The organism is Nonomuraea sp. NPDC051941 (assembly GCF_044593615.1).
On sequence record NZ_JBIUCF010000011.1, the window covers coordinates 22274 to 34579 of the forward strand.

14 protein-coding genes are annotated in these 12306 nt (G+C 71.9%); 4 read left to right on the forward strand and 10 right to left on the reverse strand.

Features of this window, described 5'->3' with window-relative positions; all coding sequences use genetic code 11:
* The first annotated feature begins 126 nt into the window (after positions 1-126).
* The 4 genes from ACIHFD_RS19790 to ACIHFD_RS19805 are packed head-to-tail and all read left to right on the forward strand — an operon-like array spanning position 127 to position 2438.
* Complete coding sequence (locus ACIHFD_RS19790; protein ID WP_192790359.1) at positions 127-576, forward strand: hypothetical protein; 450 nt, start codon at positions 127-129, stop codon at positions 574-576.
* A gap of 10 nt (positions 577-586) precedes the next feature.
* Positions 587-1183, forward strand: coding sequence for a cell wall protein (locus ACIHFD_RS19795; RefSeq protein WP_350728549.1), 597 nt, complete (start codon positions 587-589; stop codon positions 1181-1183).
* Positions 1184-1198: 15 nt separating this feature from the next.
* On the forward strand, positions 1199-1954 hold the full coding sequence (locus ACIHFD_RS19800; protein ID WP_397368163.1) for a MauE/DoxX family redox-associated membrane protein: 756 nt from the start codon (positions 1199-1201) through the stop codon (positions 1952-1954).
* 37 nt (positions 1955-1991) lie between these two features.
* On the forward strand, positions 1992-2438 hold the full coding sequence (locus tag ACIHFD_RS19805; RefSeq protein ID WP_397368164.1) for a hypothetical protein: 447 nt from the start codon (positions 1992-1994) through the stop codon (positions 2436-2438).
* Between the two features lie 50 nt (positions 2439-2488).
* Here ACIHFD_RS19805 and ACIHFD_RS19810 read toward each other — a convergent pair whose 3' ends face one another.
* The 10 genes from ACIHFD_RS19810 to ACIHFD_RS19855 all read right to left on the reverse strand — a co-directional run bounded on the left by ACIHFD_RS19810 (position 2489) and on the right by ACIHFD_RS19855 (position 11635).
* The gene (locus ACIHFD_RS19810; protein WP_397368165.1) at positions 2489-3109 is read right to left on the reverse strand and encodes a VOC family protein; all 621 of its coding nucleotides are present in this window, start codon (positions 3107-3109) and stop codon (positions 2489-2491) included.
* A complete protein-coding gene (locus ACIHFD_RS19815; RefSeq protein WP_397368166.1) occupies positions 3106-3681 on the reverse strand; it encodes an alkylhydroperoxidase domain protein in 576 nt (191 codons plus the stop codon). The genes ACIHFD_RS19810 and ACIHFD_RS19815 overlap by 4 nt, the downstream gene beginning before the upstream one ends.
* Positions 3678-4268, reverse strand: coding sequence for a CMD domain protein (locus tag ACIHFD_RS19820; RefSeq protein ID WP_397368167.1), 591 nt, complete (start codon positions 4266-4268; stop codon positions 3678-3680). Before ACIHFD_RS19820 ends, ACIHFD_RS19815 begins: the two co-directional genes overlap by 4 nt.
* Positions 4265-5257 (reverse strand): putative FMN-dependent luciferase-like monooxygenase, encoded by a 993-nt coding sequence (locus tag ACIHFD_RS19825; protein ID WP_397368168.1) that lies wholly within the window; start codon positions 5255-5257, stop codon positions 4265-4267. Before ACIHFD_RS19825 ends, ACIHFD_RS19820 begins: the two co-directional genes overlap by 4 nt.
* The gene (locus ACIHFD_RS19830; RefSeq protein ID WP_397368169.1) at positions 5254-6792 is read right to left on the reverse strand and encodes a dipeptide ABC transporter ATP-binding protein; all 1539 of its coding nucleotides are present in this window, start codon (positions 6790-6792) and stop codon (positions 5254-5256) included. The genes ACIHFD_RS19825 and ACIHFD_RS19830 overlap by 4 nt, the downstream gene beginning before the upstream one ends.
* The gene (locus tag ACIHFD_RS19835; RefSeq protein WP_350728541.1) at positions 6789-7580 is read right to left on the reverse strand and encodes an ABC transporter permease; all 792 of its coding nucleotides are present in this window, start codon (positions 7578-7580) and stop codon (positions 6789-6791) included. The genes ACIHFD_RS19830 and ACIHFD_RS19835 overlap by 4 nt, the downstream gene beginning before the upstream one ends.
* Complete coding sequence (locus ACIHFD_RS19840; protein ID WP_397368170.1) at positions 7577-8524, reverse strand: ABC transporter permease; 948 nt, start codon at positions 8522-8524, stop codon at positions 7577-7579. Before ACIHFD_RS19840 ends, ACIHFD_RS19835 begins: the two co-directional genes overlap by 4 nt.
* The gene (locus tag ACIHFD_RS19845) at positions 8506-10137 is read right to left on the reverse strand and encodes a TIGR04028 family ABC transporter substrate-binding protein (RefSeq protein WP_397368171.1); all 1632 of its coding nucleotides are present in this window, start codon (positions 10135-10137) and stop codon (positions 8506-8508) included. Before ACIHFD_RS19845 ends, ACIHFD_RS19840 begins: the two co-directional genes overlap by 19 nt.
* Before the next feature lie 110 nt (positions 10138-10247).
* Positions 10248-10634 (reverse strand): RrF2 family transcriptional regulator, encoded by a 387-nt coding sequence (locus tag ACIHFD_RS19850; RefSeq protein ID WP_397368172.1) that lies wholly within the window; start codon positions 10632-10634, stop codon positions 10248-10250.
* A 59-nt stretch (positions 10635-10693) separates the two neighbouring features.
* Positions 10694-11635, reverse strand: a complete 942-nt coding sequence (locus tag ACIHFD_RS19855; RefSeq protein WP_397368173.1) for a sulfite exporter TauE/SafE family protein — start codon at positions 11633-11635, stop codon at positions 10694-10696.
* Between the last annotated feature and the right edge of the window lie 671 nt (positions 11636-12306).

Genomic DNA, 12306 nt, shown 5'->3' on the forward strand with positions numbered 1-12306 from the left:
GACCCCATAAAGCGCCAAAAATAGGGGCATTGACGAAAAATCCTTACATGGTACTCATAGATCGAGTCGGAAAGTTTCAGGACCCCCCCACCGAGACCGTCCAGAGCTCACCCGAGGAGGACGCGCATGGCGCGCACCCAGCCCCCCGAGACCCCCATCGACTTATACGCCGCCGTCCAAGGAGAGGTCTCCTGGTTCTGCTGCGGCACCGCCTGGGGACCGTGCAGCACCACAGGCAAGGGCGCCTGTGGCACCTGCAACTCCGGCAGCCTCCAGCACGCCTGGCCCAACACCTCCGACGCCTGCTGGGCCATCACCCACCCCGACACCTGCGGCTTCAACCTCTCCCGCCGGACCTGCGGTTTCCAGCACCGCACCACCAACCTGTGCAGCGGCGTCAGCGTCGTCACCTCCATCGCCGACTGCGGCCCGCAGACCGACCTGTTCTGCGGCGAGCGCAGCTGCTGCGGCTCGACCTGCGCCACCGACCGGATCATCGACCTCACGCCGGCGGCGTACAGCAAGATCGCCAGCCTCTCCACCGGCCTGCGTCCCTGCTCGATCGACGCGGCGTGAGGGGGCGACGATGACCACCAGAAGAGACATGCTCAGGTCCGCCCTGCTCGGCGGCGGCGCCACGGTCGTGGCCGCGAGCGCGATGGGCTCGCTCGGCCCCGAGGCGGCCTTCGCCAACACCGCGCTCGACGTCGACCCGGGCGCTCCCGACCCCAACTTCGCCGAGGGCCGGATCCGGTCGATCAAGGACAACACGCTGCTCGTCCTCGGCTCGAACATGGTCATCCACAACATCAAGGTCGTGGACGGCACGAGCCTGTGGAAGCTCGGCCCCGTGGCGTTCGACGCGGCCAAGCCCGGCGACGGCCTGTACGCCCGCGGCGTGCGGATGCCGGACGGCACCCTCGCCGCCGAGTCGGTCTGGCTCAACATCGTCAACATCAAGGGCCACATCAAGAACATCACCGACAAGACCATCCACCTCGACCACAACGGCAAAGAGGTGCTGTGCCACGTCGTGGCCGGCAAGTCGGTCGCGATCCACTCCGAGTCGCCGGCCACCTCGGACCTGTCGATGCTGAGGGTCGCCCAGCACGTGCAGATCCTCGGCGCCTGGCGGCCCGACACGAACGAGGTCGACATCGCCACCGTCTTCTCCCCGCACTAGGAAGGAGCATTGAGCATGCACGGGATCGCCGCGACGCAGCCGTACGTGATCGCCCTGTTCCTCGCCTGGGCAGGCCTGACGAAGCTGTTCAGCCGGCGGATGCGGGTACAGGCGGGGCAGACCGCCCTGGCCCGGCTGGTCGGCGCGGCGCGCGCGGTCCCGGCGCTCCGGATCGTCGGGGTGGCCGAGCTCGCGGTGGCCGCCGTCCTGCTGCTGCCGCCCGTCTCGCCCTGGGAGGGCGCGATGGCCGCGCTGCTCTCCGCCGGGTTCCTGGCGTATCTCACCTATTCGTACGTGGCCGCGCCCGCCGCGTCCTGCGGCTGCCTCGGCGCCCACTCCAGGCCGGTGGACGTGCGGGCCTTCGCCCGCGCGGGGCTCCTGCTGGCCGCGAGCCTGCTGGCCGTCCCGGCGGACCCGGGCCCTCCCCTGGTGGCGCTCGGCCTGGCGGAGGCCGTGGCCCTGATGGCCCTTTCGGCGGAGCTGGACCGCTACTGGCTGACCCCCTTGCGGCAGCTGCGCGTACGGCTGCGCGGCCCGCTCGTCGCCCAGCCGTCGGAGCACGTCCCGCTGGGCGCCTCGCTGCACCTGCTCTACCGCAGCCCCGCGTACTGCTCGGCGTCCGCGCAGATCACCTCCGACGTCCAGGACACCTGGGACGAGGAAGGCCTGCGGTTCGTCGTCTTCGGGGCCCGCGAGCGCACGGCGGTCTTCGCCGTCCCCCTCGCCGGGAACGACCCCTCGCGCGTCCTGGTCACCCTCGTGGGCGCCTGACCCTGCACCACCATCCATCACCCGAAAGGTCGACGCCATGCGATTACGTGCTTGGCTCGCGTCAGGGGCGGTGCTCGCCGCCGGCCTGCTGACGGCTCAACCCGCGATCGCCGCCCAGGCCGCGGTCCCCTTCCACGCCGACTCCGGCGACCAGTGCCTGCGCGGGGTCACGGAGGGGACCCTGGAATGGGCCGAAGCGCCTGTCGTCAAGGTAGACGGCTTCCTGGCCGACGACGCGCCGATCTCGTCGTGCGCCCCGGACGGGATGTACTCGCAGGCCACCTTCTCCGCCTACAAGGGCACCACCCTCGTCGACTCCGAGGCCGTCAAGGCGGACGACGCCAAGGTCGCGATCGCCCTCGCGCTGTCCGACCCGGCGGGGGTCACCGCCATCGATCGTGTGGTCGTGCAGGTGTGCCGGTTCAGCAGCACCCCGGTCGGGATCAGCTACTGCGGCAAGGCCGCCGAGTACAAGGCGCCCTGAGCCGTGGGACGACCCGTGCCCGTCCGCGCGGGGACGGGCACGGGTGATCGTCAGCTCAGGGTCACGGGGCCGCGGGGGGTGTCCAGCACCGCCCGCAACGCCGCTTCCGGCCCCTTCGAGACCTCCAGCTCCGCGTCGATCGCGGCCAGCTCGCGGCGCAGCGCGTCGGGGTCGGGGTGGGTGGCGGTGAAGGAGGCCAGCCGCAGTTGCGGCAGCCCGGAGGCGGCCGGGTGCGCCGTCCGGCCCCAGTCGATGAGGAACGGCACCGGGTTGATCGCCGCCGGGTCGGCCCACCTGGTCAGGCGCCACTCCAGCAGCGTGCCCGCGGGTGTGCGGCGCGAGAGCGGCTGGACCTCGCCGGGGTCGACGCCGAGCGCGCGGGCCCGCCGTACCGTCTCGTCGATGTCGTCGGGCCGCACCGCCCACCCGGCGAGCCGGGGCGCGGTGAGGGTCTCCCGGCCGAACGCGCGTGGCCGCGCGCCCGGCGCCGCCGGATCCGGGCCGATGATCTCCAGGTACGCGGTGGGACCCAGGCCGACCAGGTAGTTGGCGGTTCCGCCCGGGTGGCTGCCGCCCGGCGCCGGAGTCACGCCGGCGGCCTCGGCGAACGCGATGACACCCGCGGCCAGGTCGGGCACCGCGTAGACGAGGTGGTCGAGCTCCGCCGTCATGACGCGGGCTCCTCGACGGGCTCGCCGAGCGAGAGCATGAGGCGGTTGGCCCAGTTGAAGAACGCGGCCGCGTGGATGACGTCGCTGATCGCCAGGTCGTCGAGCCCGGCCGCGCGCAGCGCCTCGACGTGGTTCGCGCCGAACTCGGCCGGGGTGGCGGCCAGGGCCACCGAGGCGTCGATGATCGCCTGCCACTCCCCGTCCTGGGGCGCGTTGACCCCTTCGTCGAGCAGCCGCTGCACGTCGCCGGCCCGCTTGGAGTAGTGGGCGGCGAAGCGGGCGTGCACCGAGGCGCAGAACACGCACCCGTTGCGGCGCGAGGTCGCCGTCGCGGCCAGCTCGCGCCCGGCCCGCGGCAGCCCGCCGTCGGCGTTGTAGAAGATGTCGTTGTCGGTCCTCGTCCTGGCCTGCAGGATCGCCGGATCCCTGGCCAGGAGCAGGAAGTACGGCGACTTCGCGCGGGCCTTGTCGACCAGCGCCTCGTAGTGCTCGTCGGTCAGCTCGTCCGTCTCCAGGGGCGTCAGCCAGGGCTCCCACCCGAGCTGATCCCGCGTGAACGCCAATTGAGTCATGAGGTCACTCCGTTCTGCAGGTGACGCAGCCCGGCCACCACGCGGATCTGGAAGGTGAGGAAGGCGACGAGCTGCGACAGCGTCACGACGCCCGTGGCGCTCCAGCCCGCCCTGGCCAGCGCGTCCAGGGACTCCCGCCCCGCCTCCCTGGGGCGGAACACGAGCAGGTGGGCGTGCTCGAACGCGGCGGCGAGCCGTACGCCGAGGTCGCCGGGGCGCCGCGCCCGGTAGCGCAGCCCCTCGTCGCTCTCCACCGACAGCGGGCCCTCCCCCGGGTAGACCCCGTACGGCCCGGTCGTGGCCCCGGCCGAGATCTCCGACTCGACCGTCGCGAGCAGCCCGGGCGAGAGCTCGGCCAGCCGGTCGGCGTAGAAGCGGGCGATGCCGGGGTCGTCGTGCAGCCAGGCCACGAAGGCGGCGACCGCGTCCCGCTCGACGAGCGTGATCTCCTCCTCCGTCTCGGGGCTGAACAGCGCGTCGTAGCTGCGCTGGGCGTGCTCGCGGGCGGCGGGCCGGCGGGCGCGCAGCCGGTCGAGGGACGAGCCGGGCCGGACGCCCGCCAGGTGGTCGATGACGTCGGCGATCATGTGGTGCTCAATTCTGTGGAGGGGACCCAGCCGAGCGCGGGCGCGACCTCGGTCGCCAGCAGCTCGATGGAGCGGAGGACGAGCGGGTGCGGCGGGTCCACCGAGTGCACCTGGAGGACCAGGTCGGTGACCCGTTCGAGGGTCGGGTCGGCCTTGAGGCTCTCGATGACGTCCTGCGGCGTGCCCACGTGCACGTCGAACGCGGCGATGCGCCGGTCGAGGTCGCTGTCCGGCAGCTCGAACGGCAGTCGCCCCCGCCCGAGCCCGAGTTCGGCGTAGCGCAGCGCCTCGGCCCGGCTGTCGGCCACGAACGCGGTGCGGGAGGCCATGATCCGCGGGGCCGCGCCGGCCGTCAGGTGTTCGAGGTAGGCGTCCACGATGGGCCGCTGGATCTGGGCCAGCGTGGCCTGCGGGTCGTCGGCCGGGCGGGGCTGCGTGCGCGAGAGCATGAGCCCGTGGCCCGCCTGCCCGGCGCGTACGCCGCCGCCGACCGAGAACGTCGCCTGCCAGACCGCCTCCAGCAGCCTCGGCGCGGGCGGGTAGAGCCGGTTGCCGCCGCCGAGGTCGCCCCCGGACCAGGCGTTGAGCAGCACCGCCAGGTGCTCGGCGTAGACGGCCGAGCGCTCCGCGCTGTCGTGCCCGAACGGCGCGAACGACGCGGGCGTCCCGCCGCTGCCCACGCCGACCTCCAGCCGCCCGCCGGTGAGCAGGTCGAGCACGGCGGTGTCCTCGGCCACCCGCACCGGCTGCTCCAGCGGGAGCGTGATGATCCCGGTGCCGAGCCTGATGCGGCTGGTCCGGGCGGCCACGTGGGCGAGGAACACCAGCGGCGCGGGCAGGCCGCCCTCCGCGCCGTCGAAGTGGTGCTGCGCGACCCAGGCCGTGTCGAACCCGTACGCCTCGGCGTGCGCGATCTGCTCGGTGGCCAGCCGGTAGCGCTCACCCGCGGGAACGTCGTCCAGCAGCCGGGTGAAGAAGCCGAGCCTCATATCGCGGGCTCCGGGATGGCGGCCAGGAGCTCGCGCGTGTATTCGTGCCGGGGGTCGGTGAAGACCTGCCGGGTCGTTCCTGATTCCACGATTCTTCCCTTGTTCATGACGGAGACGGTGTGCGAGATCTGCCGCACCACGGCCAGGTCGTGCGAGATGAAGAGATAGGTCAGCCCCAGGTCGCGCTGGAGCTGTTCGAGCAGGTCGAGGATCTGCGCCTGCACGGTGACGTCGAGGGCGGAGACGGCCTCGTCGAGCACGACGACCTCGGGCCCGGCCGCCAGCGCGCGGGCAATGGCCACCCGCTGCCGCTGCCCGCCGGACAGCTCGTGCGGCCTGCGGGTGAGCACGTCCCGCGGCAGCGCGACCCGGTCGAGCAGGTCGAGCACGCGGGCGCGCCGCTCGGCCCGGTCCCCCAGCCGGAAGTTGCGCAACGGCTCCTCCACGATGTCGCCGATCGGCTGCCGGGGGTCGAGCGAACCGTACGGGTTCTGGTGGACGAGTTGCACGTGCCGGCGGAACCCGCGGCCCTCCCCCGCCCCGGCGATGGTGACCGTTCCCGAGGTGGGCTCGGCGAACCGCACCACCATCCGGGCCGTGGTCGTCTTGCCCGAGCCGGACTCGCCCACGAGCGCGTGCGTGGTGCCGCGGGCCACCTCGAACGAGACCCCGTCCACCGCCCTGAACCCCTTGAACTCCTTGACCAGGTCGCGCGCCACGATCGCGGGCTTGCTCCCGGGAGGGGGGTCGCGGAACGGGGACGCCGACAGCGACGGGGCGTCGTTCAGCAGGCGCTTGGTGTAGTCGGCCGCCGGGGAGGCCAGCACCTCCGGCGTCCGGCCCTGCTCCTCGATCCGGCCGCCCTTCATGACGACCAGCCGGTCGGAGCGGGCGGCGGCCACGCCCAGGTCGTGGGTCACCAGCAGCAGCGCGGTGCCGGACTCCGCGCGCAGGTCGTCGATGAGGTCCAGGATGCGCCGCTGCACGGTGACGTCCAGGGCGCTGGTGGGCTCGTCGGCGATGATCAGGCGGGGTTCGAGCGCGATCGCGATGGCGATGAGCACGCGCTGGCGCATGCCGCCGGACAGCTCGTGCGGGTACTGGCGGGCTCGCGCCTCGGGGTCCGGCAGGCCCACGCGGGCCAGCAGGTCGACGACCCGGCTCCGGATCGCCCGCCGGTCGCCGCGCTTGTGGATGCGCAGCACCTCGGCGATCTGCGCCCCGACGGTCTTGACCGGGTCCAGCGAGCTGGACGGGTCCTGGGGGATCAGGCCGATCTGCGCGCCGCGTACCGACTCCATGCGCTTCGACGACCAGGACGCCAGGTCGGCGTCGCCCAGCAGGATCCGGCCCGCGTCCACGGCGCCGTTCGAGGAGAGCAGGCCGATGACGGCGTGCGCGGTGGTGGACTTGCCCGATCCCGACTCGCCGACGACGGCGACGACCTCGCCGGGCTCCACGGTGAAGGAGACGCCCTCGACCGCGCGCCTGCCGTCGTAGGAGACGGCCAGGTCGCGGACCTCCAGCAGGCTCACTCGTGCCTCCCGATCGAACGGCTGATGCGGCCGGCGGCGAGCACCACCGCGACCACGACGGCGCCCGGCAGCGTGGTCAGCCACCATGACGTCGCCAGGTAGTTGCGCCCCTCGGAGATGAGCAGGCCCCACTCGGGCGTGGGCGGTTCGGCGCCGTACCCGAGGAAGCCGAGCGTCGAGATGGCCAGGATGGCCATCCCGAACTGCAGCGCCGCGAGCGCGATGACCGGGCCGAGCGAGTTGGGCAGCACGTGCCGCCACAGCACGGCCGGGAACCGGCCGCCGCTGCCGAACGCGGCCTCCACGTAGTCGGTGCGCCGCACCCGGACCACCTCCGAGCGCGACAGCCTGGCGAAGGCCGCGACCGAGCCGACGCCGACCGCGATGGCCACGTTCACGGTGCCGGGCCCGAGCAGGATGATCACGGTCAGGGCCAGGAGCAGGCCGGGCACCGACAGCAGCACGTCCACGATCCGCATGACGGCCTCGTCCGGCACCCCGCCGACGGACCCGGCCAGCAGCCCGAGCAGCGTGCCCAGCACCAGGCCCACCGCCACGGCCACGAACGCGCCCGACAGCGAGTGCACGGACCCGTGCACCACCCGCGCGAACAGGTCGCGTCCCACCGCGTCGGTGCCGAACAGGTGGTACGCGCTCGGCGCCTGCAGCTTCTCGGCCGGGACGCCCGCGATCGGGTCGAACCCGGTGAACAGGCCCGGCACCACGGCCCAGAACAGGGCCAGGCCGATCACCGCCCACGCCAGCGCCAGCCCGCCCCTGCGCTTCACGAGGCCGCCTCGATCCGCGGGTCGAGCACCGGGAACAGCACGTCCACCACCAGGTTGACCAGCACGAACACGGCCGCCGCGAGCACCACGACGGCCAGCATCACCGGCGTGTCCTGCGCGTTGACGGCCTGCTCGGTGAGCCGTCCGATGCCGCCGCGCCCGAAGACCGTCTCGGTCACGACCGACCCGGCGATCAGCTCGCCCAGCGTCAGCCCCGCCACGGTCAGGGTCGGCAGCACGGCGTTGCGGGCCACGTGCCGCCACAGGATCCACCACCGCGAGGCGCCCTTGGCCGCCACCACGGGCACGAACGCCTGCGTGGAGACCTCGTCCATGCTGCGCGCCAGCACCTGGGCGATCGGCGCGGAGATGGGCACGGCCAGCGTGAGCACCGGCAGGATGAGTTGCTGCACCGGCCCGCCGCCGATGACCGGCACCAGCTTGAGCCGGAACGAGAACACCTGGATGAGCAGGATGCCCAGCCAGAACGCCGGGACCGACACGAACACCGACGGCACCGACAGCAGCGCGTTCCTGATCCAGGAGGTCCTGCTGTAGCCGGCCGCGAACGCGATCAGCACGGCGATCAGCACCGCCAGCGCGAACGCGGCCGAGGCCAGCTTCGCCGTCTCCGGCAGCGCCTCGCCCAGCCGCTCGACGACCGGCGTGCCGGTGTCGATCGAGTAGCCGAACGAGCCGCGCAGGAAGCCGAGCAGGGTGTTCAGGTAGTCGAGGAGCGGCGGGTCGCCGGCGCCGTAATAGGCCCGGATCTCGGCGATCTGCTGCGGCGACAGGCCCAGCTCGGGGTTCTGGAACTTGATCAGGATCGAGTCACCGGGCAGCAGCTGCAGCAGCACGTAGCTCGCCGTGAAGGCGATCCAGAGCACGAGCGCCGCCTGCCCGACCCGGCCGAGCAGGTACCTGGTCACTGCTGCGACTTCCACACCGAGTAGAACCACGGCCTGGCGACCGCCTCGAAGGCCACCCCCTGGACGTACGGCGCCCCGCCGTAGACCTGCGGCTCCTCGAAGAGCGGGATCGCGTAGCCCTGGTCGAGCACGTATCGCTGGATCTCGGCGACCTTGGCGTTGCGCTTGGCGACGTCGGGCTCGGCCGACTCCTCCTCCAGCAGCTTGTCCAGCTTGGTGTCGTCGGACAGGATGACGTCGCGGTTCTTGCTGTGGAAGTGGCTCTTGATCACGTCCTGGTCGGCGCGCCCGACCATGCCGTGCTGGACGGCGGTCTTCTCGGCGTCCTTGATGTCCACGGCCTGGGTACCCGCGTCGGCGGGGCGGATCTCCAGCTTCACGCCGAGCTTGGCCCACTGCTGGCCGACGAGCTCGAGCGTCTGCTTCGACAGCGGCTGCGGGCCGGAGACGAACACGCCGAGCTGCAGCGGCACGCCGTCCTTCGCCCGGGTGCCGTCGGCGCCCCTGGCCCAGCCCGCCTCGTCGAGGAGGCGGTTGGCCTTGTCGGGGTCGTAGGCGAGGTCCTTCGACAGGTCCACGTAGCCCTGCGCCAGGTGGCTGAGCACCGAGGTGGCCTGCGGGTAGCTCGCGGTGAAGAGGGTGTCGACGACCTCCTTGGCGTTCGTGCCGGCCTGGAGGGCCTTGCGGACCTTGACGTCCTTCAGGATGCTGTTGCGCGGCCGCAGGTAGAGGCCGTTGTTGACGCCTCGCGTGGGCTCGGCGTAGATCTGGAAGCCCGCGTCCTTGACGGTCTTCTCGTCGTACGCCTGGACGTACCTGACGAAGTCGGCCTGGCCGGAGGTGAGGGCGCCGACGCGCACGTTGTCCTCGGGTGTCACGATGATCTTGATTTCGTCCAGGTACGCGCGGCCCTGGTGTTTCGACGACGGCGGCGCCCAGTTGTAGTCCTTGCGCGCGACCAGGTCCACCTCCTTGTCGACGACCTGGTTCTTCAGCGTGAAGGGACCGGAGCCGACGATGTTCTTGAGCTGGCACTGCTGCTCGTACGGCAGCGAGATCGTCTTCTTGGACACCAGCCCGGCGCCGATGACCGAGGTGCCCTGGAGGAAGCCGGGCGACGGCTTGTCGAAGTGGAAGCGCACGGTCAGCGGGTCGACGACCTCGCTGCGCCGGTAGTTGTTGACGAACTCGGCGACGGGCAGCTTGAGCTTCTCGTCGCCCAGGCCGTACACGTCGAAGTTGGCCGCCACGGCGGAGGCGTCCAGCGGGCTGCCGTCGCTGAACGTCACTCCGTCGCGCAGGTGGAACGTGTACTCGGTGGCGTCCTTGTCGACCTCCCACTTGCTGGCGATCCAGGGCTCGATCTCGAGCGTCTTCGGGTTCTGCCAGGTGAGCTTGTCGGTGATCTGGTTGAGGATGCCGCCGTTGGGATAGAACCCGGCCGCCGGCAGGTAGAGGCAGGTCGGGGGCTGGTGCTCGAGGTAGGTGAGCGTGCCGCCGAAGACGGGCTGCCCGCCGCTCTTCGCCGTCTGGGCAGCTCCGCCACCGCCACAGGCGCCGAGTAGCCCCACGACGGCGAGCATCGCGGTGCTCGCCACGGCTGTGGTGCGCAGTCTGGAGGATGACATGGGAGATCTGCCCTTCGTCGTACGGGAGCCATCGGCGCAAACCACTATAACCTACCTATAAAGCAGGAAATAGTGAGATAACGCACCCGGGCATGTCCGCCGCAGGAGTGCTATGCGGGCTCGGCGGAGTCCACGACGTCGGCGAGGGTGATCTCGCCCAGCAGGGCGTCCTCGTGGCTGCGCAGCTGGGCCCAGATCGCGGCCAGCGGCGCGGCGGCCTTCGGGAAGGGCCGGGTCGCCTGCTCCACCCCTTCGGTGACGCGGATGATGTCGGCCAGGGCGATCTCCTTGGCCGGGCGGGCGAGCCAGTAGCCCCCGTCGGGGCCGCGCTGGCTGTTGATGAGGCCGGCCCTGCGGAGCTGGAGCAGGATGTTGTCGCAGAAGCGGCGCGGGATTTCCTGGCTGGCGGCGATCCATTCCGCGTGCACCGGGCCGTCCGCCACGGCCAGGGCGAGCATGGCGCCGAGCGCGTACTGGGTACGGGCAGAGATTCTCATAGGCATCAATGCGTCGGGCTCGGCCCCCCCGCGGGAAGCCGAGCCTGCGCGCGCGGGCCTCAGGCGGAGGCCGTCTCCTCCTCTGCCGTCGCACGGGCCTGCAGCTCGGACTCGACCGCCTCGACCGACTCGTTGGCCTTGTCGCGGCGGTATTCGCGGACCGACCAGGCGATGGCGGCCACCCAGATGACGGCGATGACGATGTACGCGACCGCCTGGACGCCGCCGGAGGCCTTGATCCAGTCACTGCGCAGCAGGCTGCGTACGTTGGTCAGCACGATGACGCCGCCCACGGCCGAGCCGAGGATGCGCGGCGGGATGTGCCGGACGAGCCAGGCGGCGATCGGCGCGGCGATGACGCCGCCGAGCAGCAGTACGGCCACCCAGGCGAAGTCGATGTTCTCGGAGCCGATGCCGACGAAGAAGCCGAGGCTGGCGGCGATGGCGACGAGGAACTCGCTCGCGTCGATCGATCCGACCACCTTGCGCGGGGCCAGGCGGCCGCTGGCCAGGATGGCGGGGGTGCCGACGGGACCCCAGCCGCCACCGCCGGTGGCGTCCACGAAGCCGGCCACCAGGCCGAGAGGGGCGAGAAAGCGCCTGCGCAGTGGCTTGCCCAGGTTGCCGCGCGGCAGCCCGAAAGCGGTGAAGCGGATGAGGATGTACACGCCCAGGCTGAGCAGGATGAGCGACATGACCGGGGCGGCGACCTCGGTCGAGAGGCTGGACAGGAACGTCGCGCCGGCGAAGGCGCCGATCGCTCCCGGGATGCCGATCTTGGCGACGACCTTCCAGTCGACGTTGCCGAAGCGCCAGTGGGAGATGCCCGAGGCGAGCGTGGTGCCGATTTCCGCGAGGTGGACGGTCGCCGAGGCGGCCGCCGCATTGGTGCCGATGGCCAGCAGAAGCGTGGTCGACGTGACGCCGTAGGCCATGCCCAGGCTTCCGTCGACGAGCTGGGCCGCGAAACCGACCAGCCCGAGCAGGATGAGCGCTCGCACAACCGCCCCTTTCCCTATCTTTCCTACTATCCAAGTAGGGTTAAGGATTTATGAGTTTCAAGATCGAGTCAAGTCATGGATCGCTCTTCGTGCATAAGGCCGTACGTCGGCGTCCGGATCGTCAATGACGGTGCGCAGTCCGGCGGCCGCTTCGGAGGTGGTCGCCCAGGGGGTGAGGGCGAGCACGGCGGCCTTGCGCTTGGTGTCCGAGAGGGCCGCGACCGGCGCTTCGATCGCCGTGGCCGGGTCCGCAGCGACCGGCCGCGCTCACGCGTACCCACCGGTCGGGTCCTCCATCCCCGCCCCTCGGGGACCACGAAGCCAGGCGCCCAGCCCCGCCATCGCCTCCGGCACCGCCGCCCCGTTGTCGCTCCCCGGCGGCACCACTCCCGCGCCGTCATCCGCAGCGCCGTCGCCCCGGCGCCGTCGTCCCCGCTATCTCTCCGCGGCGCCGTCACTCCCGCGCCGCCATCCGCACCATCACCCCGACACCGCCATCGCCCCCGGCGCAGCCATCCCCATGGCGCCGCCCCTACGCCGCCATCCCCCGCGTCGACGTCCGGCGTAGCGTCGGGGGCGACTCCTGGCACTTGGCCCACCCCGTCACCCCAGCCCCTCGAACCGCGTGCCGGGGTGCCCGCCCCGGCGGCGCGGGGGGCTCGTCGGTGGTC

Coding starts and splice junctions, on each gene's coding strand:
- ACIHFD_RS19790 (WP_192790359.1), top strand. CDS start 127: ATGGCGCGCACCCAGCCCCCCGAGACCCCCATCGACTTATACGCCGCC.
- ACIHFD_RS19795 (WP_350728549.1), top strand. CDS start 587: ATGACCACCAGAAGAGACATGCTCAGGTCCGCCCTGCTCGGCGGCGGC.
- ACIHFD_RS19800 (WP_397368163.1), top strand. CDS start 1,199: ATGCACGGGATCGCCGCGACGCAGCCGTACGTGATCGCCCTGTTCCTC.
- ACIHFD_RS19805 (WP_397368164.1), top strand. CDS start 1,992: ATGCGATTACGTGCTTGGCTCGCGTCAGGGGCGGTGCTCGCCGCCGGC.
- ACIHFD_RS19810 (WP_397368165.1), bottom strand. CDS start 3,109: ATGACGGCGGAGCTCGACCACCTCGTCTACGCGGTGCCCGACCTGGCC.
- ACIHFD_RS19815 (WP_397368166.1), bottom strand. CDS start 3,681: ATGACTCAATTGGCGTTCACGCGGGATCAGCTCGGGTGGGAGCCCTGG.
- ACIHFD_RS19820 (WP_397368167.1), bottom strand. CDS start 4,268: ATGATCGCCGACGTCATCGACCACCTGGCGGGCGTCCGGCCCGGCTCG.
- ACIHFD_RS19825 (WP_397368168.1), bottom strand. CDS start 5,257: ATGAGGCTCGGCTTCTTCACCCGGCTGCTGGACGACGTTCCCGCGGGT.
- ACIHFD_RS19845 (WP_397368171.1), bottom strand. CDS start 10,137: ATGTCATCCTCCAGACTGCGCACCACAGCCGTGGCGAGCACCGCGATG.
- ACIHFD_RS19850 (WP_397368172.1), bottom strand. CDS start 10,634: ATGAGAATCTCTGCCCGTACCCAGTACGCGCTCGGCGCCATGCTCGCC.